General features: G+C 73.7%; 31 protein-coding genes and 1 pseudogene. 28 read left to right on the forward strand and 4 right to left on the reverse strand.

All coding sequences use genetic code 11. The features are described from left to right. Window positions 1–13 precede the first annotated feature (13 nt). The 13 genes from rpsE (at window position 14) to FH969_RS09235 (ending at window position 8313) form a co-directional block, all read left to right on the forward strand. Complete coding sequence (gene rpsE / locus FH969_RS09175) at window positions 14–700, forward strand: 30S ribosomal protein S5 (protein WP_108719210.1); 687 nt, start codon at window positions 14–16, stop codon at window positions 698–700. Beyond that, a complete protein-coding gene (gene rpmD / locus FH969_RS09180) occupies window positions 700–882 on the forward strand; it encodes a 50S ribosomal protein L30 (RefSeq protein ID WP_108719211.1) in 183 nt (60 codons plus the stop codon). The genes rpsE and rpmD overlap by 1 nt, the downstream gene beginning before the upstream one ends. Continuing rightward, window positions 882–1388, forward strand: coding sequence for a 50S ribosomal protein L15 (gene rplO, locus FH969_RS09185; RefSeq protein ID WP_108719212.1), 507 nt, complete (start codon window positions 882–884; stop codon window positions 1386–1388). Before rpmD ends, rplO begins: the two co-directional genes overlap by 1 nt. Window positions 1389–1481: 93 nt before the next feature. After that, window positions 1482–2789: a preprotein translocase subunit SecY gene (gene secY / locus FH969_RS09190; RefSeq protein ID WP_108719213.1), complete on the forward strand. Its 1308-nt coding sequence runs from the start codon at window positions 1482–1484 to the stop codon at window positions 2787–2789. Next, window positions 2786–3370 (forward strand): adenylate kinase, encoded by a 585-nt coding sequence (locus FH969_RS09195; protein ID WP_281285360.1) that lies wholly within the window; start codon window positions 2786–2788, stop codon window positions 3368–3370. The genes secY and FH969_RS09195 overlap by 4 nt, the downstream gene beginning before the upstream one ends. Window positions 3371–3604: 234 nt before the next feature. Continuing rightward, complete coding sequence (infA, locus tag FH969_RS09200) at window positions 3605–3826, forward strand: translation initiation factor IF-1 (protein ID WP_098468162.1); 222 nt, start codon at window positions 3605–3607, stop codon at window positions 3824–3826. Between the two features lie 58 nt (window positions 3827–3884). Further along, on the forward strand, window positions 3885–3998 hold the full coding sequence (gene rpmJ / locus FH969_RS09205; protein WP_015883600.1) for a 50S ribosomal protein L36: 114 nt from the start codon (window positions 3885–3887) through the stop codon (window positions 3996–3998). 195 nt (window positions 3999–4193) lie between these two features. Continuing rightward, window positions 4194–4574 carry a 30S ribosomal protein S13 gene (rpsM, locus tag FH969_RS09210; protein ID WP_108719214.1) on the forward strand — a complete coding sequence of 127 codons (381 nt, stop codon included), beginning with the start codon at window positions 4194–4196 and terminating at the stop codon, window positions 4572–4574. Window positions 4575–4629: 55 nt separating this feature from the next. Then, a complete protein-coding gene (gene rpsK, locus FH969_RS09215) occupies window positions 4630–5040 on the forward strand; it encodes a 30S ribosomal protein S11 (protein WP_108719215.1) in 411 nt (136 codons plus the stop codon). A 115-nt stretch (window positions 5041–5155) separates the two neighbouring features. Continuing rightward, complete coding sequence (locus FH969_RS09220; RefSeq protein WP_108719216.1) at window positions 5156–6166, forward strand: DNA-directed RNA polymerase subunit alpha; 1011 nt, start codon at window positions 5156–5158, stop codon at window positions 6164–6166. Between the two features lie 50 nt (window positions 6167–6216). Further along, entirely contained in the window at window positions 6217–6810 is a 594-nt protein-coding gene (rplQ, locus tag FH969_RS09225; RefSeq protein WP_108719217.1) for a 50S ribosomal protein L17, read from the forward strand. A 21-nt stretch (window positions 6811–6831) separates the two neighbouring features. After that, complete coding sequence (locus FH969_RS09230) at window positions 6832–7668, forward strand: alpha/beta hydrolase (RefSeq protein WP_108719218.1); 837 nt, start codon at window positions 6832–6834, stop codon at window positions 7666–7668. A 9-nt stretch (window positions 7669–7677) separates the two neighbouring features. Beyond that, window positions 7678–8313, forward strand: coding sequence for a maleylpyruvate isomerase N-terminal domain-containing protein (locus tag FH969_RS09235; protein WP_139987046.1), 636 nt, complete (start codon window positions 7678–7680; stop codon window positions 8311–8313). 86 nt (window positions 8314–8399) lie between these two features. On the opposite strand, the gene FH969_RS09240 is transcribed toward FH969_RS09235, so the two are convergent. Continuing rightward, entirely contained in the window at window positions 8400–9149 is a 750-nt protein-coding gene (locus tag FH969_RS09240) for an ROK family protein (protein ID WP_108719220.1), read from the reverse strand. A gap of 24 nt (window positions 9150–9173) precedes the next feature. On the opposite strand from FH969_RS09240, the gene truA reads away from it, so the two are divergent. Beyond that, the gene (gene truA / locus FH969_RS09245) at window positions 9174–10091 is read left to right on the forward strand and encodes a tRNA pseudouridine(38-40) synthase TruA (protein ID WP_139987047.1); all 918 of its coding nucleotides are present in this window, start codon (window positions 9174–9176) and stop codon (window positions 10089–10091) included. Here the strand turns inward: truA and FH969_RS09250 are convergent. Continuing rightward, window positions 10073–10513, reverse strand: a complete 441-nt coding sequence (locus tag FH969_RS09250; protein ID WP_108719222.1) for a DUF5709 domain-containing protein — start codon at window positions 10511–10513, stop codon at window positions 10073–10075. The two genes, truA and FH969_RS09250, sit on opposite strands and share 19 nt — an antisense overlap. A 278-nt stretch (window positions 10514–10791) precedes the next feature. On the opposite strand from FH969_RS09250, the gene rplM reads away from it, so the two are divergent. The 4 genes from rplM (at window position 10792) to FH969_RS09270 (ending at window position 14053) form a co-directional block, all read left to right on the forward strand. Next, the gene (gene rplM / locus FH969_RS09255) at window positions 10792–11235 is read left to right on the forward strand and encodes a 50S ribosomal protein L13 (RefSeq protein ID WP_108719223.1); all 444 of its coding nucleotides are present in this window, start codon (window positions 10792–10794) and stop codon (window positions 11233–11235) included. Window positions 11236–11285: 50 nt separating this feature from the next. After that, on the forward strand, window positions 11286–11771 hold the full coding sequence (rpsI, locus tag FH969_RS09260) for a 30S ribosomal protein S9 (protein WP_108719224.1): 486 nt from the start codon (window positions 11286–11288) through the stop codon (window positions 11769–11771). Window positions 11772–11779: 8 nt separating this feature from the next. Next, on the forward strand, window positions 11780–13147 hold the full coding sequence (glmM, locus tag FH969_RS09265) for a phosphoglucosamine mutase (protein WP_108719225.1): 1368 nt from the start codon (window positions 11780–11782) through the stop codon (window positions 13145–13147). 153 nt (window positions 13148–13300) lie between these two features. Beyond that, the gene (locus FH969_RS09270; protein ID WP_108719226.1) at window positions 13301–14053 is read left to right on the forward strand and encodes a DedA family protein; all 753 of its coding nucleotides are present in this window, start codon (window positions 13301–13303) and stop codon (window positions 14051–14053) included. A gap of 23 nt (window positions 14054–14076) precedes the next feature. On the opposite strand, the gene coaA is transcribed toward FH969_RS09270, so the two are convergent. Further along, window positions 14077–15048 (reverse strand): type I pantothenate kinase, encoded by a 972-nt coding sequence (gene coaA, locus FH969_RS09275; RefSeq protein WP_234417499.1) that lies wholly within the window; start codon window positions 15046–15048, stop codon window positions 14077–14079. A gap of 41 nt (window positions 15049–15089) precedes the next feature. On the opposite strand from coaA, the gene glmS reads away from it, so the two are divergent. The 8 genes and pseudogenes from glmS to FH969_RS15775 all read left to right on the forward strand — a co-directional run bounded on the left by glmS (window position 15090) and on the right by FH969_RS15775 (window position 22664). Next, on the forward strand, window positions 15090–16937 hold the full coding sequence (glmS, locus tag FH969_RS09280) for a glutamine--fructose-6-phosphate transaminase (isomerizing) (protein ID WP_108719228.1): 1848 nt from the start codon (window positions 15090–15092) through the stop codon (window positions 16935–16937). A 13-nt stretch (window positions 16938–16950) separates the two neighbouring features. Next, window positions 16951–17301 (forward strand): holo-ACP synthase, encoded by a 351-nt coding sequence (locus FH969_RS09285; protein ID WP_108719229.1) that lies wholly within the window; start codon window positions 16951–16953, stop codon window positions 17299–17301. Between the two features lie 3 nt (window positions 17302–17304). Next, on the forward strand, window positions 17305–18888 hold the full coding sequence (locus tag FH969_RS09290) for an NAD(P)H-hydrate epimerase (RefSeq protein WP_180359737.1): 1584 nt from the start codon (window positions 17305–17307) through the stop codon (window positions 18886–18888). Continuing rightward, window positions 18885–20039 (forward strand): alanine racemase, encoded by a 1155-nt coding sequence (alr, locus tag FH969_RS09295; protein ID WP_108719230.1) that lies wholly within the window; start codon window positions 18885–18887, stop codon window positions 20037–20039. Before FH969_RS09290 ends, alr begins: the two co-directional genes overlap by 4 nt. Further along, entirely contained in the window at window positions 20036–20572 is a 537-nt protein-coding gene (gene tsaE, locus FH969_RS09300; RefSeq protein WP_139987048.1) for a tRNA (adenosine(37)-N6)-threonylcarbamoyltransferase complex ATPase subunit type 1 TsaE, read from the forward strand. Before alr ends, tsaE begins: the two co-directional genes overlap by 4 nt. After that, a complete protein-coding gene (gene tsaB, locus FH969_RS09305; protein WP_108719232.1) occupies window positions 20569–21285 on the forward strand; it encodes a tRNA (adenosine(37)-N6)-threonylcarbamoyltransferase complex dimerization subunit type 1 TsaB in 717 nt (238 codons plus the stop codon). Before tsaE ends, tsaB begins: the two co-directional genes overlap by 4 nt. Window positions 21286–21305: 20 nt before the next feature. Further along, window positions 21306–21704: pseudogene (gene rimI, locus FH969_RS15770) on the forward strand (ribosomal protein S18-alanine N-acetyltransferase); the annotation flags it as partial. Between the two features lie 63 nt (window positions 21705–21767). Beyond that, window positions 21768–22664: a sulfurtransferase gene (locus FH969_RS15775; protein ID WP_370445357.1), complete on the forward strand. Its 897-nt coding sequence runs from the start codon at window positions 21768–21770 to the stop codon at window positions 22662–22664. On the opposite strand, the gene FH969_RS09315 is transcribed toward FH969_RS15775, so the two are convergent. Continuing rightward, window positions 22661–23275 carry a malonic semialdehyde reductase gene (locus tag FH969_RS09315; protein ID WP_108719234.1) on the reverse strand — a complete coding sequence of 205 codons (615 nt, stop codon included), beginning with the start codon at window positions 23273–23275 and terminating at the stop codon, window positions 22661–22663. The genes FH969_RS15775 and FH969_RS09315 overlap by 4 nt on opposite strands. Window positions 23276–23356: 81 nt before the next feature. Between FH969_RS09315 and tsaD the strand changes: the two genes are divergently transcribed. Then, on the forward strand, window positions 23357–24451 hold the full coding sequence (tsaD, locus tag FH969_RS09320) for a tRNA (adenosine(37)-N6)-threonylcarbamoyltransferase complex transferase subunit TsaD (protein WP_246071825.1): 1095 nt from the start codon (window positions 23357–23359) through the stop codon (window positions 24449–24451). A gap of 195 nt (window positions 24452–24646) precedes the next feature. Further along, window positions 24647–25312 carry a GNAT family N-acetyltransferase gene (locus tag FH969_RS09325; protein WP_139987049.1) on the forward strand — a complete coding sequence of 222 codons (666 nt, stop codon included), beginning with the start codon at window positions 24647–24649 and terminating at the stop codon, window positions 25310–25312. The last annotated feature ends 128 nt before the right edge of the window (window positions 25313–25440 follow it).

Below are 25440 nucleotides of genomic sequence, written 5' to 3' on the forward strand. Positions count from 1 at the left end.
AGAGGAACGTCTGATGGCTGCACCGCAGCGCAGCAGGACTGCCGGCGCGGCCGGCGGCAACGAGAACGACCGCTCGAACGACCGCGGTGGACGCGGCGAGCGCCGCAACGACCGTGGTGGTCGCGGCGACCGCAACGCCCGCGAGGCCGAGCGCAACCAGTTCGTCGAGCGCGTCGTGACGATCAACCGCGTCGCGAAGGTCGTCAAGGGTGGACGCCGCTTCAGCTTCACGGCCCTCGTGGTCGTGGGCGACGGCGACGGCACCGTCGGTGTCGGCTACGGGAAGGCCAAGGAGGTGCCCGCCGCGATCGCGAAGGGCGTCGAGGAGGCCAAGAAGAACTTCTTCCGCGTGCCCCGCATCGGCCGCACCATCCCGCACATCGTGCAGGGTGAGGCCGCCGCGGGCGTCGTGTTCCTGCGTCCCGCCTCGCCGGGTACCGGGGTCATCGCGGGCGGTCCCGTCCGCGCGGTCCTGGACTGCGCCGGCATCCACGACGTGCTGAGCAAGTCGCTCGGCTCGTCGAACGCGATCAACATCGTGCACGCGACCGTCGCGGCGCTCCGTTCGCTCGAGCAGCCCGAGGCCGTCGCGGCCCGTCGTGGCCTGCCGGTCGAGGACGTCGTCCCGGCCCCGCTGCTGCGGGCCCAGGCCCAGGCGCGCGCCGAGGCTGCGGCCAAGACGCAGGTGGGGGTGGCGTGATGGCTTCGCTCGAGATCACCCAGACCCGCTCCGCCATCGGCGGCAAGCACAAGCAGCGTGAGACGCTGCGCACGCTGGGCCTCGGCAAGATCGGCCGCACGGCCGTCTACGAGGACTCCCCGCAGGTGCGCGGCATGATCCAGGTGGTTTCCCACCTGGTGAAGGTCGAGGAGGTCGACTGATGGCTGAGGCCAAGAAGGCGGCCGCCAAGGAGCAGGCTCCGGCCGACGCTCCCCAGGCGGGCGCGACGCTCAAGCTCCACCACCTGCGCCCCGCGCCCGGCTCGAACACGGCCAAGACGCGCGTCGGTCGTGGTGAGGGCTCGAAGGGCAAGACGGCGGGCCGCGGTACCAAGGGCACCAAGGCGCGCTACCAGGTTCCTGCCGGGTTCGAGGGTGGGCAGATGCCGATGCACATGCGGCTGCCCAAGCTCCGCGGGTTCACCAACCCGTTCCGGACCGAGTACCAGGTCGTCAACGTCGAGCGGCTCGCCGCCCTGTTCCCGCAGGGTGGCGCCGTGAGCGTCGAGGACCTCGTGGCGAAGGGCGCCGTGCGCGCCAACCGCCCGGTCAAGGTCCTCGGCGACGGCGACCTGGGCGGCGTGGCCCTCCAGGTCACGGTCGACAAGGTCTCGGCCTCCGCCAAGGAGAAGATCGAGGCCGCCGGCGGTTCGGTGACGCAGGCCTGACGATCACGGGTGGCGACGCTCCAGCAGCGTCGCCACCCGTTCGTCGTCCCTCCGGGCGCCAGGAGGTGCCCGGTCCAGCGACCTGGAGGAAGTGTGCTCAGGGCATTCGCTCAGGCGTTCCGCACGCCCGACCTGCGGCGCAAGCTGCTCTTCACGATGGGCATCATCGTGATCTTCCGCATCGGCTCGTTCCTGCCGACCCCGGGAGTGAACTACGCCAACGTCCAGACCTGTGTCTCGGCGTCCGCGGACAACGACGTCCTCGGCCTCATCAACCTCTTCTCGGGCGGTGCGCTGCTGCAGCTGTCCGTGTTCGCGCTCGGGATCATGCCGTACATCACGGCGAGCATCATCGTGCAGCTCCTGCGCGTGGTGATCCCCCACTTCGAGGCCCTGCACAAGGAGGGCCAGGCGGGTACCGCGAAGCTCACGCAGTACACCCGCTACCTCACGATCTTCCTCGCGATCCTGCAGGCCACCACCATCATCACGACGGCGCGCACCGGTGTGCTCTTCGGCGGGTGCGGTGAGGCCGGCGGAACCATCCCCGTGATCTCCGACGACTCGGCCGTGACGATCCTGCTGGCGATCCTCACGATGACGGCCGGCACGGGCCTGGTGATGTGGCTCGCCGAGCTCATCACCGAGCGCGGCGTCGGCAACGGCATGTCGCTCCTCATCTTCATCTCGATCGCCGCGTCGTTCCCGGCCGCTCTCTGGACCGTGGCCAACGCGCAGGGCGGGTTCATGACCTTCCTGCTCGTGGTGCTCCTCGCGCTGCTGCTCATCGCCGTCGTGGTGTTCGTCGAGCAGTCCCAGCGCCGGATCCCGGTGCAGTACGCCAAGCGGATGGTCGGGCGTCGGGTGTACGGCGGGACCAGCACCTACATCCCGATCAAGATCAACATGGCCGGCGTGATCCCGGTGATCTTCGCGAGCTCGATCCTCATGCTGCCCACGCTGCTGGCGCAGTTCGGGGACCAGAACGCGGGCTGGGTGCAGTGGATCCTGCGGCACTTCGCCACGCCGGCCTCGCCGTTCTACCTCATCACGTTCGCCCTGCTGATCCTGTTCTTCGCGTTCTTCTACACGTCGATCACGTTCAACCCGGACGAGGTCGCCGACAACATGAAGCGGTACGGCGGCTTCGTCCCCGGCATCCGCGCCGGGCGCCCGACGGCGGAGTACCTGCGTTACGTGATCAACCGCGTCACGTCCGCAGGCTCGATCTACCTCGTGCTCGTGGCGCTCATCCCGACGCTCGCCTTCGTGCTGCTCGGCATCTCGAACATCCCGTTCGGCGGCACGTCGCTGCTGATCATCGTGGGTGTCGGCCTGGAGACTGTGAAGCAGATCGACTCCCAGCTCCAGCAGCGCCACTACGAAGGGATCCTCAAGTGAGCCGTCTCGTCATCATGGGCCCGCAGGGGTCGGGCAAGGGCACCCAGGCGGCGCGCATCGCCGAGGCGCTGGGCATCCCGGCGATCTCGACGGGGGACATCTTCCGCGCGAACATCAAGGGCGGCACGGAGCTCGGGCAGCTCGCCCGCTCCTACTCCGACCGCGGTGAGCTCGTGCCGGACGAGGTCACCAACGCGATGGTGCGCGACCGCCTCGCCCAGCCCGATGCCGCCGGCGGGTTCCTGCTGGACGGGTACCCCCGCAACGCGGCGCAGGTCACCGAGCTGGACGCGATCCTCGCCGAGCACGGCGTCGCGCTCGACGCCGTGATCGAGCTGGAGGTGCCCACCGAGGAGCTGCTCGAGCGGCTCGCCCACCGGGCTGCGGTGGAGGGTCGCGCCGACGACACGGCCGAGGTGATCCGTCGTCGCCTCGACCTGTACCACGAGCAGACCGCGCCGCTCGCGGCGACCTACGCCGAGCGCGGCCTGCACGTCCCGGTCACCGGGACGGGCGAGGTCGCCGCGATCACGGACGCGATCCTCGACGCGCTGCGCGCGCACGGGGGAGCGACCGCCTGAGCACTCCACGCGGGCCCCTCGTGACTCGGGTGCGCGGAGCCGGCGTCGTTTGGGGCATTTCGGCCCGTGCCGTATGATGTCTCGTTGGGTTCGCGTGCCGTAAACGGCTGGACGCGACGCGAACCGCACCCACGACCATCCGATCGTGATGCAGCCGCGCACGCGGCGGCGTCGAGCGGGATTCCGCCTCGTCGCCACATCATGCAGGACCAGCCCGAGGAGTAAGCGGAGGACATGGGGAAGAAGGACGGTGTCATCGAGATCGAGGGCGTCGTGGTCGAGGCGCTCCCGAACGCGATGTTTCGCGTGGAGCTCAGCAACGGGCACAAGGTGCTCGCGATGATCTCGGGCAAGATGCGCCAGAACTACATCCGGATCCTGCCGGAGGACCGCGTCGTGGTGGAGCTCACGCCGTACGACCTGTCCCGTGGCCGGATCGTCTACCGCTACAAGTAAGCCACCCCGCAACGAGCAAGCCGTCGCCCGCCAGGGCGCGCGGCGGCAAGGAACGATCATGAAGGTCAAGCCCAGCGTCAAGCCGATCTGCGACAAGTGCAAGGTCATCCGCCGGCACGGTCGCGTCATGGTGATCTGCGAGAACCTGCGCCACAAGCAGCGTCAGGGCTGAGTAGCCCCCGCTGACCGGTCGGGCCGCTGCGCCCGATCCACCCGCCGGCCACGCCGGCACCGGCGGCAGTCACGCCGCCAGCGATGCACCACCCGCCCCGCGAGGGGCGACCCCCCGGTCCGGAGGCCGGGGCCCACGGCCCGTGGGACGGTGCGTCGACCGACCTCCGGACTCCCGTGACGGAGAACACCGCACATGGCACGTCTTGTCGGAGTCGACCTCCCCCGCGAGAAGCGGCTCGAGGTTGCACTCACCTACATCTACGGCATCGGCCGTACTCGCGCGGCCGAGACCCTCGCCGCAACCGGCCTGAGCCCGGACCTGCGCGTGCGCGACCTCGGTGACGCCGAACTCGTCGCGCTTCGTGACCACATCGAGGGCAGCTACAAGACCGAGGGTGACCTTCGCCGCGAGGTCGCCGCTGACATCCGTCGCAAGGTGGAGATCGGTTCGTACGAGGGTCTGCGTCACCGCCGCGGCCTCCCGGTGCGCGGCCAGCGCACGAAGACCAACGCGCGTACTCGCAAGGGTCCCAAGCGGACCGTGGCCGGCAAGAAGAAGGCCGGTCGCAAGTAGCCGGTGACCCGCCCTCGGGCGGGACCCGGTCCGACGACCTCGACGAAGGAACAGCATGCCTCCCAAGACTCGCGCCGCTGCGTCCGGCGCTCGCAAGACGCGCCGCAAGGAGAAGAAGAACGTCTCCCACGGCCACGCCTACATCAAGTCGACCTTCAACAACACGATCGTGTCGATCACGGACCCCACGGGTGCCGTGATCGCGTGGGCCTCCTCGGGCCAGGTCGGCTTCAAGGGGTCGCGCAAGTCGACCCCGTTCGCCGCCCAGCTCGCCGCCGAGGCCGCCGCCCGCCGCGCGCAGGAGCACGGCATGAAGAAGGTCGACGTCTTCGTGAAGGGCCCGGGCTCGGGCCGCGAGACCGCGATCCGCTCGCTCCAGGCCACCGGCCTCGAGGTCGGCTCGATCTCCGACGTGACGCCGCAGGCGCACAACGGGGTCCGGCCGCCGAAGCGTCGCCGCGTCTGATCCTCTCGCCGGCCGGGCCTCGTGCCCGGCCGGCGGACCCATCGCCGTCCGCGCGCCCGCGGACGGCTCCCGGACGGCGTCATATAGCGGACGCCGAAGGAAGGAATGACCGCCCGTGCTCATCGCACAGCGCCCCACCCTGACCGAAGAGGTCGTCAGCGAGTTCCGCTCGCGCTTCGTCATCGAGCCCCTCGAGCCCGGCTTCGGCTACACGCTCGGCAACTCGCTGCGGCGCACGCTGCTGTCCTCGATCCCCGGTGCCGCCGTGACCAGCATCCGCTTCGACAGCGTGCTGCACGAGTTCTCCACCGTCGAGGGTGTCAAGGAGGACGTCACCGAGATCATCCTCAACATCAAGAACATCGTCGTCTCCTCGGAGAACGACGAGCCCGTCGTGATGTACCTGCGCAAGCAGGGCCCGGGGACGGTCACCGCCGGTGACATCACCCCGCCGGCCGGGGTGGAGATCCACAACCCCGACCTGCACCTCGCCACGGTCAACGGCAAGGGCAAGCTCGAGATCGAGCTCACGGTCGAGCGTGGCCGCGGCTACGTCTCCGCGGCGCAGAACAAGGCGTTCGACGCCGAGATCGGCCGCATCCCGATCGACTCGATCTACTCGCCGGTGCTCAAGGTGACGTACAAGGTCGAGGCGACCCGCGTCGAGCAGCGCACCGACTTCGACCGCCTCATCGTCGACGTCGAGACCAAGCACGCGATCAGCCCGCGCGACGCCGTGGCGTCCGCCGGCAAGACGCTCGTGGAGCTCTTCGGCCTCGCCCGTGAGCTGAACTCCTCCGCCGAGGGCATCGAGATCGGCCCGTCGCCGACCGACGTCGAGCTGGCGCAGGACCTCGCGCTGCCGATCGAGGACCTCGACCTCACGATCCGGTCCTACAACTGCCTCAAGCGAGAGGGCATCCACACGGTGGGCGAGCTCGTCGCGCGCAGCGAGGCGGACCTCCTGGACATCCGCAACTTCGGCCAGAAGTCGATCGTGGAGGTCAAGGAGCGGCTCGCGAGCCTCGGCCTGGCGCTCAAGGACTCCCCGATCGACTTCGACCCGTCCCTGGTCGTCGACGCCTACGACGGCGACATCGACTTCAGCGACGACACCTACAACTGACCCACCCTGCAACCGGTACGGCGCTCGCCCGCTGAACCAAAGGAGACACCATGCCTACGCCCACCAAGGGCCCCCGCCTCGGTGGCGGACCGGCGCACGAGCGTCTGCTGCTCGGCAACCTGGCCACGTCGCTGTTCGAGCACCGTCGCATCACCACGACGGAGGCCAAGGCCAAGCGCCTGCGTCCGCTCGCCGAGCGTCTCGTGACGTTCGCCAAGCGCGGTGACCTCGCCGCTCGCCGTCGCGTCCTCACGGTCGTGAAGGACAAGGGCGTCGTGCACGAGCTCTTCACCGAGATCGCGCCGCTCGTCGCCGACCGCCCGGGCGGCTACACGCGGATCACGAAGATCGGTCCGCGCAAGGGCGACAACGCGCCCATGGCCGTGATCGAGCTCGTGCTCGAGCCGCTCAGCCCGAAGCAGGCCACGGTCGCCGAGGCGACGGCCGCCACCAAGCGCGCCGCCAAGAAGGACGCGCCCAAGAAGGCTGCTGCTCCGGTCGAGGCCGCTCCGGCCGAGGCCGAGGACGCTCCCGTCGAGGAGGCTCCCGTGGAGACCGCCGAGGTCGAGGCCGCGCCGGCCGAGGCCCAGGACGTTCCCGCCGAGGACGTTCCCGCCGAGAAGGACGCCGACGACACCAAGTGACCCGTGCGGCACACTGGCCGCATGACGGCCGCCGACGAGGCCCGGACCCTTCGGGGTCCGGGCCTCGTCGCGTCCCGGGTCACCCGGGTCGGCTCGCCCCGGGTGGTTCTCGTGCACGGCGTGCGCACCTCCGCGTCGATGTGGCGCCACCAGGTCGCGGCGCTCACGACGGCGGGCTACCGTCCCGTCGCCGTCGACCTTCCCGGTCACGGCACCCGGGCGGGGGACCCGTTCACGCTCGCGGCGGCCGACGAGGTCCTCACCGGCGCCTCGGCTGAGGCGAGCGTGGCGCGGGAGGGTGGGCTCGCCGTCGTGGGCCTGTCGCTGGGCGGCTACGTGGCGCTGCACTGGGCGGCGCGCACGACGCACCCGCCCGCGGCGCTCGTGCTGTCCTCGTGCACCGCACTGACCGGCGGGCTCGCGCACGGGGGTTTCGTCGCACTCTCGCGCGGGATCACCGCGCTGCCGCGCGACGGTGCGCGCCGCGTCAGCGAGGTCGCCGCCCGGCTCGCCGTCGGCGTGGCCGGTGCGCGCGACATCGCCGCGGGCGGCGTGGCCGTGCCCGCCCAGGTCCCGACGCTGCTCGCGGTGCGCGAGCTTGACCCGCTCGCCGACCTCGCGGTGGTGCTCGACCGCGGCATCGCGGTGACGTTCGTGCAGGGGGAGTGGGACCACTTCCGGATCGACGAGCGCGCCTTCCGCCGGGTGGCCGCGAGGCGCGCGCGGTGGGTGGTCGTGCGGCGCGCGCACCACCTCGTGAGCCTGCACCGGCCGCGTGCGTACACGCGGGCGCTGCTGGACGCGCTCGGGAGGGTCGACGGCGACCGCGCCGGGGATGAGCCGGGGCCGGTGCCCTAGGGTCCGAGCATGGCGTCGGAGGCGGGCTGGGACAGCGAACGGGACGCGTACGCGGCGGCGGCGGGGTGGGCGGTCGACCTCGTGGCCCAGGTCGGTGACCGGTGGGGGGAGCCCGGACTGGGCGTGTGGGACGTCCGTGCGCTCGTCGGCCACCTCTCGCGCTCGTTCCGCACCGTGGCGGAGTACCTCGCTCGGCCCGCCGCGTCGGTCGCGGTGCCGGACGCGGCGTCGTACTACCGCGCGACGGCGGAGCTCGCCCGGCAGGCCGGCGTCGCCGAGCGCGGGGTCGAGGCCGGCCGGGCGCTCGGGACCGACCCCGCCGTCGCGTTCGCGGCGCTGGCCGACGAGGCCCGGACGATCGTCGACCGCTGCACCGGCTCGGAGCTGCCGACGACGATCGCGGGCGGCATTCGCCTGGTGGACTACCTGCCCACGCGCACGCTGGAGCTGACCGTGCACGGGTGCGACCTCGCCGTCGCGCTGGGGCTCGCTCCGGCGCCGCCCGCCGTGGCGGCGCGCAGGACGCTCGGGCTGCTGACCGAGCTCGCCGTGCGGGCGGGGGAGGACGGGGGCGACGTGGCGGGCCGGGTCCTGCTCGCCCTGACCGGGCGGCGGGCGTGGGAGGCGGGCAGCAGTCTGCTCTAGCGAAGAACCTCTCGCGAAAGGACGGAAATCCTCTCGCGAAAGGACGGAAATCCTCTCGCGAAAGGACGGAATCCCTCTCGCGGGGGTCAGCGCTGCAGGGACCAGGCCCGCACGCCGCCCACGATGCCCGCCGAGTTCGGCACCACCACGATGTCGTCGCCGAGCCGGGCGAGCGTGGTCGCGGTGATCCGACGTCCGTTGCCGCCGCCGATGTACAGCCGGTCCCACAGCACCACCGGTTCGAGCGCCTCGACCACCGTGCGCACGCGCCGCGACCAGTGCGCGTCGCCGAGCCGGAGTCGCTCGTGCTCGCCGATGTAGCCGTCGTACGTCAGCCCCCACCGGACCGGGGCGTGGCTGAGCTCAAGGTGGGGCGCGAGGCGCCCGCCGTCGAACAGCGCGCTGCCGAGGCCGGTGCCGAGCGTGATGACGAGCTCGAGCCCCGCGCCCGCGATCACACCGGCGCCATGCACCTCGGCGTCGTTGAGCACGAGGGTGGGCCGCTCGAGCGTGTCCGCGAGGTGCGCCTGGATGTCGAAGCCCGACCACGCCTCGACCAGCTCGGGCAGCACGCGCGTGCGCGGGCCGGACCGGGTCACGTAGTGCGGCGTCCTCACCACCACGCCGTGCCGGATCATCCCGGGCATGCCCACCGTCACGCGGTCGGCGTGCGGGAGCTGCGCGGCGAGGTCGACGATGACGCCGATGAGGCGGTCCGGCGGGAGCGGGTAGGGCGTCGGCGTGCGCACGGCGGGCGCGCGCAGCGTGCCGGCCGAGTCCAGCACGGAGGCCTTGATCCCGCCGCCGCCGCAGTCGATCGCGAGCGTGGCGTCCATGACCCATGAGGGTACGGTGCCCGGGTGAGCCAGGAGGGGAGTACGCCGGGGGGCGCGCCGGGCGCAGAGCCCGGGACGTCGTCGGAGCCGCAGCCCGGCGTGCGCCTGCGGCTCGCGGTGGCCTACGACGGCACCGCCTTCTCCGGCTGGGCCACCCAGCCCGGCCTGCGCACCGTGCAGGGCTGCCTCGAGGACGCCCTCGCGACGGTGCTGCGGACGCCGGCCCGCCTCACGGTCGCGGGCCGCACCGACGCCGGCGTGCACGCGCGCGGCCAGGTGGCGCACCTCGACGTCGACCCCGCGGCGCTCGTCGCCGTCCGCGGCCGCAGCAGCCGCACCGCCCCCGACGCCCTGCGCGCGCGCCTGGGCGGCGTGCTGCCCACGGACCTCGTCGTCGGCGCGGTGACGACCGCCCCGGCCGGCTTCGACGCCCGGTTCTCGGCGATCTGGCGGCGGTACGCCTACCGGATCGACGACGGCGTCGCCCCGGACCCCCTGCGGCGCACCTGGGTCCTGCGGCACCGTCGCCCGCTCGACGTCGACGCGATGGCACGGGCCGGCGCCGCGCTGCTCGGCGAGCACGACTTCCTCGGCTACTGCAAACCCCGCGCGGGCGCCACGACGATCCGGACGCTGCAGGAGCTGAGGGTCGTGCGCGAGGGCGGGCTCGCCGTCGTGCACGTGCGCGCGGACGCGTTCTGCCACTCGATGGTGCGCTCGCTCGTGGGCGCGCTGCTCGCCGTCGGGGAGGGGCGCCGCGAGGTGGACTGGCCACTGGCCGTGCTGCGCGCCGTCCGGCGCGACCCGGGGGTCGCCGTCGCCCCCGCGCACGGCCTCGTGCTGGAGGAGGTGGGCTACCCGCCCGACGGCGAGCTCGCCGCGCGCGCCCGCCTCGCCCGGGCGGTGCGCACGCTGGGCGAGGGTCAGTCCGCCTCGTCGTAGACCGGGTCCTCGCCGTCGGCCTCCGCGGTCTCGATGCGCTCGAGGTCGTCCAGGCTCACGGTGTGCACCGCGGCCTCCTCGGCGCTCGCGGCGCCGCCGGCCAGACCCGCGTCGCGGGCGTAGGAGTCCTGGCCCCACGTGCCCTCCGCGACCGCTTCGAGCCGGCCCGCGCGATCGTTCTCGCGTCCGCGCGGCGCGTGGTCCCAGGTGTCGGGGACCTCCTGCGCGAGGCGGGAGTCCAGGGGTTCGCCGAGCGACTCCTCCAGCGGCGTCTCGCCCCAGTGGCTGCGGGTGTCGCGCTCCTGGGGGGAGTAGCCCTCGTCGAGGACGTCCTCCACGGCGACCTGCTCCAGCGTGTCGGCGGCGTCCAGCTGGTCGCCGTCGAGCTCGGCTGCCTGCTCGGGATCGGTGCGTTCGGTCATGTCCCTACTGTGTCACTGGACACACGGGGCGGCCAGCCGCCCCGGCGGCCCTCCCGAGGTTTTGACCGCGCGGCCGGCCGGGGGTAGTCTGGAGCGTCGTTGTGCACAGCCCTGCCCGTCGGGCGGGGGGAGTTCAGTAGAGCCAGGGCCGAGCCCAGGTTCCCGGGCGCCGGTGCACACGCCGCAACCCATCGGTTCCGCCGGTGCGATGCCACGCGAGGCCGACGCCCGCGTACATCGGACCTCGGGCCTCCTGCATCGAAACGAAGGCTACGACTGTGCGTACGTTCACCCCGAAGCCGTCCGACGTCGACCGCACCTGGTACGTCGTGGACGCGACCGACGTCGTCCTCGGGCGCCTCGCGACCCACGTGGCGTCCCTGCTGCGCGGCAAGCACAAGGCGACGTTCGCCAACCACGTCGACACCGGTGACTTCGTCATCGTGATCAACGCCGACAAGGTGGCTCTCACCGGCTCCAAGGCCGAGAAGAAGTTCGCCTACCGCCACTCGGGCTACCCGGGCGGCCTCCGTGCGACGAGCTACGCCGAGCTCCTCGCCACCCGTCCCGAGCGCGCCGTCGAGAAGGCCGTGGCAGGGATGGTCCCGAAGAACTCGCTGGGGCGCGCGCAGCTGCGCAAGCTCAAGGTGTACGCCGGTGCCGAGCACCCGCACGCCGCTCAGCAGCCCCAGGCCTTCGAGCTGACGCAGGTCGCGCAGTAGTCGCCCCGCGACTTCGCCGCAGCGCCAGAGAAACACATCCAAGGAGAATCGTGGCTCAGCCTCTGACCGACGAGCTGGACGAGAACGCGCCCAGCAGCTACACCACCGAGACCCCGCTCGCGACCTCGAACCGCGGGCAGAGCATCACCGCCCCGGGTCAGGCCGTGGGTCGCCGCAAGGAGGCCGTCGCCCGCGTGCGTCTCGTCCCCGGCACCGGCCAGGTGACCGTGAACGGGCGCACGCTCGAGGACTACTTCCCGAACAAGCTCCACCAGCAGCTCGTGAACAGCCCGTTCGTGCTGCTCGAGCTCGAGGGCCGGTTCGACGTGATCGCGCGCATCGACGGTGGTGGCGTGTCCGGTCAGGCCGGCGCCATGCGCCTGGGCATCGCCCGCGCGCTCAACGGCATCGACGTCGAGGCGAACCGCCCGGCGCTCAAGAAGGCCGGCTTCCTCACCCGTGACGCCCGCGTCACCGAGCGCAAGAAGGCCGGTCTCAAGAAGGCCCGCAAGGCCCCCCAGTACAGCAAGCGCTGATCTCGCACGTGGCGAGGATCTTCGGGACCGACGGCGTCCGAGGGCTCGCGAACCGCGACGTCACGCCCGAGCTCGCGCTCGGGCTTGGCGTCGCGGCGGCGCGTGTGCTGGCTGCGCACCGAGGCGACCTCGAGGGGTCCGGGTCCTCGCCGTCCCACCGTGCGCGCGCCGTGGTCGGCCGCGACGGTCGCGCGTCGGGGGAGTTCCTGTCCGCCGCGCTCGCGGCCGGGCTCGCCTCGGCCGGCGTCGACGTGGTCGACCTGGGCGTGCTGCCCACCCCCGCGATCGCGTACCTGACCGCCGTGCGTGACGCCGACCTCGGCGTCGTCGTCTCGGCGTCGCACAACCCGATGGCCGACAACGGGATCAAGTTCCTGTCCCGCGGCGGCCACAAGCTGCCCGACGACCTCGAGGACGAGATCGCCGGCCTGCTCGGCGCCGACTGGGAGCGCCCGGTCGGCCCGGCCGTGGGGCGGCTCAGCCGCGACTCGGGCCGGTCCGGTGAGGAGTACGTCGAGCACCTGCTCGACACCGTCGACACCCCCCTGGACGGCCTGCGGATCGCCCTGGACTGCGCGAACGGCGCGGCCAGCGAGGTGGGGCCGCGCGCGCTGCGTGACGCGGGCGCCGACGTCGTCGTCGTGAACGCCTCGCCCGACGGACGCAACATCAACGAGAAGTGCGGCTCCACGCACCCCGAGCAGCTCCAGGCGACCGTGGTCGCCTCCGGCGCCGACCTCGGATTCGCGTTCGACGGCGACGCCGACCGCTGCCTCGCGGTGGACGCGTCCGGCAACCTCGTCGACGGCGACCAGATCATGGGTCTCATGGCGCGGACGCTGCACCGCAGCGACCGGCTCGCCCGCAACACCCTCGTCGTGACCGTGATGAGCAACCTCGGGCTGCTGCAGGCGATGCGGGCCGAGGGCATCGCCGTCGAGCAGACGGCCGTCGGGGACCGCTACGTCCTCGAGCGGATGCGCGCCGGCGGCTACTCCCTCGGCGGCGAGCAATCCGGGCACATCATCCTGTCCGACCACGCGACCACCGGGGACGGGACGCTCACGGCGCTCCAGGTCGCCGCGCTCGTGGCGCGCGAGGGACCGCTCGCCGAGCTGGCCTCGTTCGTGCGCCGCCTGCCGCAGGTCCTCATCAACGTCTCCGGCGTGGACCGCACGCGCGCGCAGTCCGACCCCACGCTGTCCGCGGCCGTCGCCGCCGCGGCAGCCGACCTGGGCGACGCGGGGCGGGTGCTGCTGCGGCCCTCGGGCACCGAGCCGCTCGTGCGGGTCATGGTCGAGGCCGACACGGCCGCCCGCGCCACCGACACCGCGGAGCGCCTCGCGACCGTCGTCAAGGAGCAGCTCTCGCTCTGACGACCTCTGCTGAGCACGTCAGGGTGACTCCCCAGGGCGTCTCCGGGACGCGGGTCGGGGTCGGGGCGGCGCGGATCCCCCCGTGGGGGGAACCGGGGCCTGGCCGGCCCGTGTGAGAGTGGGGAGACGTCCCCGACCCGGAAGGTCCCACCCGTGCACCTGTTCGACGCGCTCACGGCCGCCATCGAGCACGCCGCGGACCAGTGGTGGATCCTTCTCGTGCTCTACCTGCTGTGCACCATCGACGGCTTCTTCCCGCCCCTGCCGAGCGAGTCCATCGTCATCGCGCTTGCCTCCCTGTCGGTGAGCGGGGACGCCGTCTCGCTGTGGTGGGTCGTCCCGATCGCCGCGGCGGGCGCCATGACGGGGGACCTCATCGCCTTCGCGATCGGCCGCCGCATCCCGCTGCACCGGGTCCGCTGGTTCCGCAGCGGCCGCGGGAGGTCGATGCTCCACTGGGCCGAGGAGCAGCTGCGCGTGCGCGGCGGCGTCTTCATCCTCTCCGCGCGCTACGTGCCCGTGGGCCGCGTCGCTGTGAACATGACCGCCGGGTCCGTCGGGTTCCCCCTGCGCCGCTTCATCGCGTTCGACGCGGTGGCCGCCGTCATGTGGGCCGTGTACGGCGTGCTCATCGGTACGGTCGCGGGGGCGATCTTCGAGGACAACTCGCTGCTGTCGATCGGCGTCGGCGTCGTCGGCGGCGTCCTCATCGGCTTCCTGCTCGACAAGGTGCTCAAGCTCGTCGGCATCGCGCCCGCCGAGCTGCACCCGCGCGACGGCGGGCCACAGGCCGACAGCGAGCCGGACAGGAGGGACGCCGAGACCGAGGGCGCCGGACCGATCGAGGCCGAGAAGACCGGGCCGGTACGCGACACCGCAGAGCACGTAGAGCCCGGCACGACCTGACAGCAAGCCGCCGCCGTGGCCGCTCAGAGCTTGCGCAGCAGCATCCGCTGGATCCGGTGGTCGGCGTCCTTCGTCATCACGAGGGTCGCGCGCGAGCGGGTCGAGGCGATGTTCTGGTGCAGGTTCGGCTCGTTGATCCGCGCCCAGATGTCCTGCGCCGTCGCGCGCGCTGCCTCGTCGTCGAGCCCCGCGTACCGGTGGAAGTAGGACTCCGGCTGCGCGAACGCCGTCTGGCGCAGCCGCAGGAACCGCTCGACGTACCAGCGCCGGATGTCCTGCGGGCGAGCGTCGACGTAGATCGAGAAGTCGAAGAAGTCCGACACCGCCAGCGTCGTGCTCGCGCCGGCCCGGGCGGGCTGCAGCACGTTGAGGCCCTCCACGACGAGCACGTCCGGGCGCCGCACCACCACGCGGCGGTCCGGCACGACGTCGTAGGTGAGGTGGTCGTACACCGGCGCCTCGACGACCGGGGCGCCGCTCTTCACCGTCGCGAGGAAGCGCAGCAGCGCGCGGCGGTCGTAGGACTCCGGGAAGCCCTTGCGCTCCATCAGCCCGCGCCGCGCGAGCTCGGCGTTGGGCAGCAGGAACCCGTCGGTCGTGACGAGCTCGACCCGCGGCGTCTCCGGCCAGCGGCGCAGCATCTCCACGAGCACGCGCGCCGTGGTCGACTTGCCCACCGCGACCGAGCCGGCGATCCCGATGACGAAGGGAGTGCGGGTCTCCCACTCGCCGAGGAACGTCGAGGTCGCGTCGTGCACGCTCGCGACGCCCTGCACGTACAGGCCCAGGAGCCGGGACAGCGGCCGGTACACCTCGTCCACCTCGACGAGGTCGATGGGGTCCGTCATGCCCCGCAGCCGCACCACGTCCTGCTCGGTGAGGGGCAGCGGGGTCGACGCCGAGAGCCTGCTCCAGTCGGCCCGGTCGAGCTCGACGAACGGCGTCCCCGCGGTCGCGTCGGTGATCTCGACGACGTCCACGCCCTCGCTGCTCATCGGGACAGTCTGGCCCATGGCCCCGGGATATCGTGGCCACCATGTGTGGAATCGTGGGTTATGTCGGCCGGTCGCAGGCGTCGCAGCGCCCGCTCGAGGTGGTGCTGTCGGGGCTGGGCCGGCTGGAGTACCGCGGCTACGACTCGGCCGGCGTCGCCGTCGTCTGCCCCGACGGACTGGTGACCGCGAAGCGCGCCGGCAAGCTCACGAACCTCCTCGACGACCTCGCCGAGCACCCCCTCACGCCGGGCTCGGCGGCGATCGGGCACACCCGGTGGGCCACGCACGGCGGGCCGACCGACGGGAACGCGCACCCGCACCGCGTGGGCGGGCTCGCCGTCATCCACAACGGCATCATCGAGAACTTCGCGACGCTCAAGGCCGAGCTGCTCGCGGACGGCGCCGAGTTCCTCTCCGACACCGACACCGAGGTCGTGGCGCACCTCCTGGCCCGCGCGTACGAGGGCGATCTCACCGAGGCGATGCGCGCTGTCGTCGCCCGGCTCGAGGGGGCGTTCACGCTCCTGGCCGTGCACGAGGACGCACCCGGGCGGGTGGTGGGCGCGCGGCGCAACTCCCCGCTCGTCGTCGGGCTCGGGGAGGGGGAGAACTTCCTCGGCAGCGACGTCGCCGCTTTCATCGCCTCGACGAAGGAGGCGCTCGAGCTCGGCCAGGACCAGATCGTCACGATCACGGCCGACTCGGTCGACGTCATCGGGTTCGACGGCGAGCCCGCCACCGCGACCGCCTACACCGTGGACTGGGACGCGACCGCAGCCGTCAAGGGCGGCTTCGCGAGCTTCATGGACAAGGAGATCCACGACCAGCCCAAGGCGGTCGCGGACACGCTGCTGGGCCGGACCGACCCGCGCGGCGCGCTCGTGCTGGACGAGCTGCGGATCCCCGAGGCCACGCTGCGCAGCATCGACAAGATCATCGTCATCGCGTGCGGCACGGCCGCCTACTCCGGGCACGTCGCGAAGTACGCGATCGAGCACTGGTGCCGCATCCCGGTGGAGGTCGAGCTCGCGCACGAGTTCCGCTACCGCGACCCGATCGTCGGGCCGCGCACGCTCGTCGTCGCGATCTCCCAGTCGGGGGAGACGATGGACACGCTCATGGCCGTGCGGCACGCCCGCGAGCAGGGCGCGAGCGTGCTCGCGATCTGCAACACGCACGGCTCGACCATCCCGCGCGAGTCCGACGCGGTCCTCTACACCCACGCCGGCCCGGAGGTCGCGGTCGCCTCGACCAAGGCGTTCCTCGCGCAGGTGGCCGCGTGCTACCTGCTCGGGCTCTACCTCGCGCAGCTGCGCGGGACGAAGTTCCCCGACGAGCTGCGCGAGATCCTCGAGGACCTGCACGCGCTGCCGGACAAGATCCAGCGCGTGCTCGACGACGAGGAGGCCGTGCGGCACGTCGCGCAGAAGATGGCGGACGAGGAGTCCTTCCTGTTCCTCGGCCGGCACGTGGGCTACCCGGTCGCGCTCGAGGGCGCGCTCAAGCTCAAGGAGATCGCCTACATCCACGCTGAGGGGTTCGCCGCCGGCGAGCTCAAGCACGGCCCGATCGCGCTCGTCGACGAGGGCCAGCCCGTCTTCGTCATCGTGCCGTCGCCGCGCGGGCGCGACCAGCTGCACGCCAAGGTCGTCTCCAACATCCAGGAGGTTCGCGCGCGCGGCGCCCGCACGCTCGTGATCGCCGAGGACGGCGACGAGGCGGTCGTGCCCTACGCCGACGTCGTGTTCCGGGTGCCGCAGACGCCGTCGCTGCTCGCGCCGCTCGTCGCCGTCGTGCCGCTGCAGATCTTCGCGTGCGCGCTCGCGACGGCGAAGGGCTTGGACGTGGACCAGCCGCGCAACCTGGCCAAGTCGGTGACGGTCGAGTGAGCCGGTCCCGGCCGTGATCGTCGGCGTGGGCATCGACGTCGTGGACGTGGGCCGGTTCGTCGCCGCGCTCGCCCGGACCCCGCGGCTGCGCGAGCGGCTGTTCACCCCGCCCGAGCGCGAGCTGCCCGACGCGTCCCTCGCCGCGCGGTTCGCCGCCAAGGAGGCGATCGCCAAGGCGCTCGGCGCCCCGCCGGGCCTGCGCTGGCACGACGCGACCGTGCGCCGCACGCCCGGCGCCCCGCCTGCCGTCGAGCTGCGCGGCACCGTCGCGGACCGGGCCGACGCGCTCGGGGTCACGGCCTGGCACCTCTCGCTCTCCCACGACGCGGGGATCGCCTCGGCCGTCGCGGTCGCGGAGGGCTGAGCCGTGCTGCGCGCCTACCCCGCGGCGGACGTCCGGGCCGCCGAGGAGCCGCTCCTGGCGGCCGGTGCTCCCCTCATGGCGACGGCCGCGCGGGCGGTGGAGCTCGCCGTCGTGCACGCGCTGCGTGAGCGCACCGGTGGCGTGGCCGGTGGACGCGTCGTGGTGCTCGTCGGCGCCGGCAACAACGGCGGCGACGGACTGTACGCGGCCGCGGGGCTCGCGCGCCGCGGCGTCGGCGTGCACGTGCTCACGACGTCGGAACATCCGCAAGCCGGCGGGCTCGCCGCCCTGCGCGGCGGGACCGCGCGCCTGGTGCCGCTCGCGCAGGCGTGGCCCGCGCAGGCGCTGCGGGCCGTGGCCGACGCGGTCGGGCCGGCCGACGTCGTGGTGGACGCGGTCGCCGGCACCGGCGTGACGGGCGGCCTGCGCGGCGTGGCCGCGACCGTGGTCGCCGCGACGCGCGAGGCCGTCGAGGCAGCTCCGCGGCCGCCGGTCGTCGTCGCCGTCGACGTCCCCTCCGGCATCGGGGTGGACGACGGCGCGCTCCCCGGTGACGTGCTGCCCGCCGACGTCACCGTGACGATGGGGGTCGCCAAGCCCGGCCTGCTGCTGCCGCCGGCGACCGTCTGCGCGGGTCGCGTCGAGGTGGTCGACCTCGGCCTGGACCTCACGCGTCGGACGCCGGCGGCCGCGCGGCTCACGGACGCCGACGTGGCCGACCTGTGGCCCGTGCCCCACCGCGAGGACCACAAGTACTCCCGCGGCGTCCTCGGGGTCGTGGCCGGGTCGGACCGCTACCCGGGCGCCGCGGTGCTCGCGACGTCGGCGGCCGCGCCGCTGGCCGGGATGGTGCGCTACGTCGGGCCCGACGGCGCAGCCCGGCACGTGCTCGACGCGCGCCCGGAGGTCGTGGTCGGGTCGGGCCGGGTGCAGGCCTGGGTCGTCGGCCCCGGAGTGGGCGACGACGACACCGCGCGGCTGCGCGACGTGCGCCGGGCGCTCGCGGAAGGGCTCGGCACCGTGCCCGTCGTCGTCGACGCCGGTGCGCTGCTCGCGCTGCCCGAGCGGGTCGCGCCCACCGCGGTGCTCACGCCGCATGCGGGCGAGCTCGCGCGCCTGCTCTCGGCGTGGGGGCGCTCCACGAGCCGCGCCGACGTCGAGGCGGACCCGGTGGGTGCGGCGCGCCGCGCGGTGTCGTTCACCGGCGCGACGGTGCTGCTCAAGGGGGCCACGACGCTCGTCGTCGGGCCGTCCGAGGAGGGTGTGGCGGGCTCATCGGACGGAACGGGCACGGTGTACGCGCAGGCCGACGGGACCGACTGGCTGGCCACCGCCGGCGCCGGCGACGTGCTGGCGGGCGTGCTCGGCGCGCTGCTCGCCGGGCGGAGCGCGGACGTCATGGCGCACCCGCCGCTCGCGGCGCGGCTCGCCGCGGCCGCCGCACTCGTGCACGGCCGCGCGGCCCGCGCCGCGTCGGCCGGCGGACCGCTCGTCGCGCTGGACGTCGCGCGAGCCGTCCCCGGCGTGGTCGCCACGCTGCTCGCGCCGCCGCTGCGCACCGGCCCGGGTGGGAGAATGCCCGGGTGAGCCATCCCGACTCCTTCCCGGCGCGCGCCGTCGTGGACCTGGACGCGATCGCAGGGAACGTGGCCAGGCTCGCCGGCTACGCGCGCGGGGCGCAGGTGATGGCGGTGGTGAAGGCGGACGCCTACGGGCACGGTCTGGTGCCGGCGGCGCAGGCAGCGCAGGCGGGCGGTGCGACGTGGCTGGGCGTGGCCCAGCTCGCCGAGGCGATGGACCTGCGCGAGGCCGGAGTTGCGGGGCGCATCCTCACCTGGATCTTCTCCCCGGGGGCGGATCTCGCCCGCGCCCTCGCGCTCGACCTGGACCTCTCGGTCGGGGCGCCGTGGGCGCTCGCGGAGGTGGAAGCGGCCGCACGGGCGACGGGTCGCACGCCGCGCGTGCACCTCAAGGTCGACACCGGGCTCGGCCGCGGCGGCCAGTTCCTTCCGGCCTGGAGCGACATGCTCGCGGACGCGCTGCGCGCCCAGGCCGAGGGCGTGCTCGAGGTGGTCGGCGTGTGGTCGCACCTCGCGTCGGCCGAGGACGTCACGTCGCCGGTCACCGACGCGCAGCTCGAGGTGTTCACCGAGGCCGTCGCGCGGGCCGAGGCGGGCGGGGCGCACCTGGAGGTGCGACACCTGTCCAACTCCGCCGCGACGATCGTGAACCCGGCGATGCGGTTCGACCTCGTCCGCCCCGGGCTCGCGGTGTTCGGGCTCAGCCCCGTGCCAGGCCGCGCCAGCGCCGAGCTGGGACTGCGGCCCGCGATGCGCGTGGAGGCCGCGGTGATGCTCGTCAAGGACGCGCGAGCCGGCCAGGGGGTCTCCTACGGCCACACCTACACGACCGCCGCCGACACGGTGCTCGCCGACATCCCGCTGGGCTACGCGGACGGGATCCCGCGGCACGCCTCGAACGCGGGCCCGATGCTCCTGGGCGGGCGGGTGCGCCGGATCGCGGGGCGGGTCTGCATGGACCAGGTCGTCGTCGACCTCGAGGGCGACCGCGGAGTGCGCGCGGGCGACGTCGCGGTGCTGTTCGGCCCGGGGGACGACGGCGAGCCCACCGCCCAGGACTGGGCGGAGGCGGCCGGCACGATCTCCTACGAGATCGTCACGAGGCTCGGCGCGCGCATCCCGCGCGTCTACACGGGAACGGCGGGGCTTCCGGCATGACGACGCGCGACACGACGCAGCAGGCAGCCGGCGATCCCGTCCACGTGCAGCTGCCCTCGGCGGCCGCGACCCGCGCGCTCGGTGAGGCGCTCGCCGCCGAGCTGCGCGCGGGAGACCTCGTGCTGCTCGTCGGCGACCTTGGCGCCGGCAAGACCACCCTGACGCAGGGCCTCGGTGCGGCGCTGGGCGTGCGCGGCCAGGTCGCCTCGCCGACGTTCGTCATCGCGCGGGAGCACCCCAGCACCGTGGGCGGGCCGGCGCTCGTGCACGTCGACGCCTACCGCCTCGGCGGTCTGGCGGAGCTCGACGCGCTGGACCTGGACTCCACCCTCGAGGAGTCGGTCACGGTGGTGGAGTGGGGCGGCGGCCTTGCCGAGGCGCTCGCGGAGGACAGGCTCGAGGTGACTCTCGACCGGGCGCGCGGCGCCGAGGAGGACTCGGGTCGTCGGGCCGGGCTGCGGGCGGTCGGCCCGCGCTGGGCGGACGTGGACCTGGCGGCGATCGTCGCCGTCGTGGACGAAGGAGAACGGTGAGGATCCTCGCGATCGACACCTCGGCGGGCACGCAGGTCGCGCTCGTCGTCGACGGCGTGGTGGCGGCGCGGGCCGGCACCCCCGAGGGACGCGGCCACGCCGAGCACACCACGCCGTTCGTGCACGACGTGCTCGCGGCGGGCGGACTCGAGCCGCGCGACCTCGACCTCGTCGCGGTCGGCACGGGACCCGCGCCCTTCACGGGGCTGCGGGTCGGGCTCGTCAGCGCCCAGCTCCTCGGCCGCGCCGCGGGGGTGGCCGTGGCCGGCGTGCCGAGCCTCGAGGCATGGGCGCAGGGGTGGTTCGAACGCTGCGCTGACGGAGCTGCCGGCCCGTCCGCCGCAGGCCCGGGCGAGGTCCGCGTCGCCACCGACGCGCGACGTCGCGAGGTCTACACCGCGCGCTACGTCGCGGGCGAGCACGGACCGGTCGCGGTGGACGGCCCGCGCGTGGTTCGCCCGGCCGACCTCGCGGACGAGGTGACGCGCGAGCGCGCGGCGGGGATCGCCGTCGTCGGCCCCGGTCTGTACCCCGACGTGCTGGGCGACGTCGCGGACGTGCCGTTCGACGTCGCCCACCTCGCGGCGATCGCCTGGCTGCGGACGCAGGCGGGCGAGCCCGTGCCGGTCGAGCCGCTCTACCTGCGCCGGCCCGACGTGCACGGCGTGCTCGGGGACGCGCTCGCCGTCGGAGCCCCGGAGGCCGCGCGGTGAGCGGGCCGAGGCTGCGCCCGATGACGGCGCGCGACCTGGACGTCGTCGCCGCGCTCGAGCCGGAGCTCTTCGGGGCGGGCGCGTGGTCGCGCAGCACGTACGAGGACCAGATCGAGCGGACCGACCGGGTCTACCTCGTGGCCGAGCTCGACGGCGAGGTCGCCGGCTATGCGGGCGTCGCGCTGGAGCCGGAGTGGGACATCATGACGGTGGGCGTCGCGCCGCAGGCACGACGGCGTGGGGTCGCCACCGCGCTCGTCGAGGCGCTCGTCGACGCGGCCCGGTCCGCGGGCGGGCGCGAGCTGTTCCTCGAGGTGCGCGCGCACGACGGCGGTGCGCAGCAGCTCTACCGCAACGCCGGGTTCGCCCCGGTGGGGCTGCGGCGGCGGTACTACCAGCCGGAGGGCGCGGACGCCGTCGTGATGCGACTCGCGCTCGACCCGACGGACGCCGGGCCGGTCGGGCCGGTCGGCGCGGAGGCGGTGGACGACGGGTCGGTCGAAGGGGACGGGTCCGCAGTCGGACCATTCGTCGACGTCGCCACCGCGTACGCCTGGGTGTGGAGCGAGCACGCGCCGGTGGTGCTCGACGTGCGCTGGGCGCTCGGGCGCACCGACGGGCGCGAGCAGTACGCGCAGGGGCACCTGCCGGGCGCGGTGTTCGTGGACCTGGACACCGAGCTGGCCGGTCCGGCGTCGCCCGAGGCCGGTCGTCACCCGCTGCCGGATCTGGACGTGCTGCAGGCCGCGGCGCGGCGGTGGGGCGTGCGCGGCGACTCGCGCGTCCTGGTCTACGACGACGCGGGCGGCACCTCGGCGGCGCGCGCGTGGTGGCTGCTGCGCTGGGCGGGGGTGCGCGACGTCGTGCTGCTCGACGGCGGCCTGCGCGCCTGGGTCGAGGCGGGCCACCACCTCGAGGACGGGCACGTGCGGCCGCGGCCGGGGGACGTCACGCTGACGAGCGGCGCGATGCCGACGGTGGCCGCCGACGACATCGCGGTGCTGCCCGAGCGGGGCGGCGTGCTGCTCGACGCGCGGGCCGCGGAGCGGTTCCGCGGCGAGGTCGAGCCGGTCGATCCGCGCCCCGGACACATTCCGGGCGCCACGAGCGCGCCGACCCTGGCGAACCTCACCGCGGGCGGGTGGCTGCTGGAGGCCGAGGAGCTGCGCGAGCGGTTCGCGGCGCTCGGGGTCGACGTCCCGGCGGCGGGTGCGCCCGAGCCCGGCTCGCGCCCGGTCGCCGTGTACTGCGGGTCCGGCGTGACGGCGTCGCACACGGTCGCCGTGCTCGCGTCGCTCGGCGTGACCGCGGCGCTGTACCCGGGGTCGTTCTCGCAGTGGAGCAGCGACCCCACGCGGCCGGTCGCCACCGGGCTCTAGAGGACGACGACGGCGTCGCTCACCTCGAGGCGAGCCGCGCGCGGGTGCGTGCCGTTCTCGGCGGCGGCCCAGCCGACGGTGAGCACGAGCTCGCTGCGCCAGCCGTTGCCGGCGAAGAGGTCGGCGTCCAGGCCGGCGCGGTCGAAGCCGGCCATCGGGCCGACGCTGAGGCCGCGGGCGCGCAGGGCGACGATGAGGTAGCCGATCTGGATGAGGGTGTTGGTGCGCGCCATCTCGAGGCGGCGCTCCTCCTGCGGCTCCAGGTCCTGCTCGAGCCCCACGCGGTGCGGGGCGAGCGTGCCGAGGTGGCGGTGGAAGCCCGGGTCCGCCACGGCGACCACGACGAGCGGGGCGGCGAGCGTCTTGTCGCGGTTGAAGCCCGCCATGTGGGCCGCGAGGCGCTCGCGGGACTCGCCCTGAGGCACGACGGCGAGGCGCAGCGGCGAGACATTCATCGCCGTCGGGCCCCAGCGCAGGACCTCGTAGGCCGCCTGGATCTCGGCGGGGTCGACGTCGCCGTCGACGTAGGTGTTGACGGTGCGCGCGTCGGTGAACAGGAGCGCGAGGGCGTCGTCGTCGAGGGCGGCGGGCGCCAGGAGGTCGAGGGTCATGCCGGGGGAACGCGCGCGTGGGCGCACGTCATTCCGGGCTGTGAGCGAGGTCACGAGGGGGCGCGGGTAGGCTCGGCTGCCGTGAGCCAGCCCCCGGTCCAGCCTCTGGTCGACCCCTCGGTACCGCCGTTGGTCCTGGGCATCGAGTCCACCTGCGACGAGACGGGCGTGGCCCTCGTGCGGGGTCGCGAGCTGCTCGCCGACGTGACCGCGTCGTCCATGGACGAGCACGCCCGGTACGGCGGGATCGTGCCCGAGGTGGCCTCCCGCGCGCACCTCGAGGCGCTGCTGCCGTCGCTGGAGGCGGCGCTCGCGAGCGCCGAGGTGACGCTCGCGGACGTGGACGCGATCGCCGTCGCCTCGGGTCCTGGCCTCGTGGGATCGCTGACGGTCGGGACGGCGGGCGCGAAGGCGCTCGCGCTCGGCCTCGGGGTGCCGCTGTACGGCGTGAACCACGTGGTGGGCCACGCCGCCGTGGACGAGCTCGTGCACGGCCCGTTCCCCGAGCGGTTCCTCGCACTCGTCGTGTCCGGAGGGCACTCCTCGCTGCTGCTCGTGCGGGACATCGCGACGGACGTCGTCGAGCTCGGACAGACCCTGGACGACGCCGCGGGCGAGGCGTTCGACAAGGTGGGTCGGCTGCTGGGTCTGCCCTATCCGGGCGGGCCGCACGTCGACCGGCTGGCGCGCGAGGGCGACCCGACCGCGATCCCGTTCCCGCGTGGCCTGTCGAAGGGGCGCGAGCTGCTGCGCCACCCGTACGACTTCTCGTTCTCGGGCCTGAAGACCTCGGTGGCGCGCTACCTCGAGGCGCGCGAGGCGTCGGGTGAGCCGTTCTCGCGGGCGGATGTGGCGGCGTCGTTCTCCGAGGCGGTGGCCGATGTGCTCGTGACGAAGACGCTGCGCGCGTGCGAGGAGCACGGGGCGGACACGCTCGTCGTCGGGGGCGGGTTCTCCGCCAACTCGCGGCTGCGCGAGCTCGCCGCGGAGCGCTGCGCGCAGGCGGGGGTCGAGCTGCGGATCCCGCCGATCCGCTACTGCACCGACAACGGCGCGATGATCGCGGCGCTGGGCTCCGCCGTCGTGCGCGCGGGGCTGCCGTCGTCGCCGCTCGACCTCGCGGTCGACTCGCAGATGTCGCTCTCGGTGCCGGTGGTGCTGCCGCCTGCGGAGTGAAGCCGCCTGCTGAGGACTGCCCTCCGCGACGCTTTGACTGGTCGCCCCGACGGATTGACTGGCCAGATCGCCGTGAGCCGTCTCGACGGCGGTGTTTCCCCAGGTCGCGGTGACCGCGGAGAACTCTGACCAGTCCGTGTGCGCAGGCGACCAGTCAATGTGTCAGCGAGGCGGCCCCGGTGGCACGATCGGGCCATGTCGCTGACCGACCTCTGGCCGGCCGCGGGCGTTCGCGTCCGCGCCGGCGACCTCGAGCTGCGGTGGATCGACGACGACCTGCTCGTCGCCCTCGCCGAGCTCGCCTCCCGCGGCGTGCACGTGCCCGACGCCATGCCGTTCACGGTTCCGTGGACGCGCGGCACTCCCACGCAGGTCGCGCGCAGCGTGATCGCCTACCAGTGGGCCGCGCGCGGCCGCGTCGGTCCCGACGACCTTCGGCTCGAGCTCGCGGTTCTCGTCGACGGCGTGCCGGTCGGCATCCAGGGCGCGGGCGGCGCCGACTGGGCGGTCATGCGCACGGCGGAGACCGGGTCGTGGCTCGGACTCGAGCACCAGGGACGCGGCATCGGCACGCGGATGCGCGTGCTCATGCTCGCGCTGCTCTTCGACGGACTTGGCGCCGAGGAGGTGACGTCGGCGGCCTGGCTCGACAACCCGGCGTCCCACGCGGTCTCGCGCCGCGTCGGGTACGAGGACAACGGCATGCGGCGGCTCGTCCGCGAGGGTGGCGTCGCGATCAACCAGGGCTACCGGATGGCCCGGCCGCGGTGGGAGCAGGTGCGCGAGGCGAACCTCGCGCTGCTCGCCGGCCCGATCGTGCTCGACGGCGTCGCTCGCCTGCGCGAGCAACTCGCGGAGTAGGCGGCGTACGAGGCCGCGCCGAGGGGCTCGCGGGCAACAGAGATCCTCTCGCGAAAGGACGGACTTCCTCTCGCGAAAGGACGGACTTCCTCTCGCGAAAGGACGGACTTCCTCTCGCGAAAGGACGG

Origin of the sequence: Miniimonas arenae (assembly GCF_006351005.1) — a bacterium.
GTDB classification, from domain to species: domain Bacteria; phylum Actinomycetota; class Actinomycetes; order Actinomycetales; family Beutenbergiaceae; genus Miniimonas; species Miniimonas arenae.

Excerpts from the sequence above, each read along its gene's own strand:
- rpsE (WP_108719210.1), top strand. The coding sequence starts at position 14 with ATGGCTGCACCGCAGCGCAGCAGGACTGCCGGCGCGGCCGGCGGCAAC.
- rpmD (WP_108719211.1), top strand. The coding sequence starts at position 700 with ATGGCTTCGCTCGAGATCACCCAGACCCGCTCCGCCATCGGCGGCAAG.
- rplO (WP_108719212.1), top strand. The coding sequence starts at position 882 with ATGGCTGAGGCCAAGAAGGCGGCCGCCAAGGAGCAGGCTCCGGCCGAC.
- infA (WP_098468162.1), top strand. The coding sequence starts at position 3,605 with ATGGGGAAGAAGGACGGTGTCATCGAGATCGAGGGCGTCGTGGTCGAG.
- rpmJ (WP_015883600.1), top strand. The coding sequence starts at position 3,885 with ATGAAGGTCAAGCCCAGCGTCAAGCCGATCTGCGACAAGTGCAAGGTC.
- rpsM (WP_108719214.1), top strand. The coding sequence starts at position 4,194 with ATGGCACGTCTTGTCGGAGTCGACCTCCCCCGCGAGAAGCGGCTCGAG.
- rpsK (WP_108719215.1), top strand. The coding sequence starts at position 4,630 with ATGCCTCCCAAGACTCGCGCCGCTGCGTCCGGCGCTCGCAAGACGCGC.
- rplQ (WP_108719217.1), top strand. The coding sequence starts at position 6,217 with ATGCCTACGCCCACCAAGGGCCCCCGCCTCGGTGGCGGACCGGCGCAC.
- FH969_RS09230 (WP_108719218.1), top strand. The coding sequence starts at position 6,832 with ATGACGGCCGCCGACGAGGCCCGGACCCTTCGGGGTCCGGGCCTCGTC.
- FH969_RS09235 (WP_139987046.1), top strand. The coding sequence starts at position 7,678 with ATGGCGTCGGAGGCGGGCTGGGACAGCGAACGGGACGCGTACGCGGCG.
- FH969_RS09240 (WP_108719220.1), bottom strand. The coding sequence starts at position 9,149 with ATGGACGCCACGCTCGCGATCGACTGCGGCGGCGGCGGGATCAAGGCC.
- FH969_RS09250 (WP_108719222.1), bottom strand. The coding sequence starts at position 10,513 with ATGACCGAACGCACCGATCCCGAGCAGGCAGCCGAGCTCGACGGCGAC.
- coaA (WP_234417499.1), bottom strand. The coding sequence starts at position 15,048 with ATGAGCAGCGAGGGCGTGGACGTCGTCGAGATCACCGACGCGACCGCG.
- glmS (WP_108719228.1), top strand. The coding sequence starts at position 15,090 with ATGTGTGGAATCGTGGGTTATGTCGGCCGGTCGCAGGCGTCGCAGCGC.
- tsaE (WP_139987048.1), top strand. The coding sequence starts at position 20,036 with ATGACGACGCGCGACACGACGCAGCAGGCAGCCGGCGATCCCGTCCAC.
- FH969_RS09315 (WP_108719234.1), bottom strand. The coding sequence starts at position 23,275 with ATGACCCTCGACCTCCTGGCGCCCGCCGCCCTCGACGACGACGCCCTC.
- FH969_RS09325 (WP_139987049.1), top strand. The coding sequence starts at position 24,647 with ATGTCGCTGACCGACCTCTGGCCGGCCGCGGGCGTTCGCGTCCGCGCC.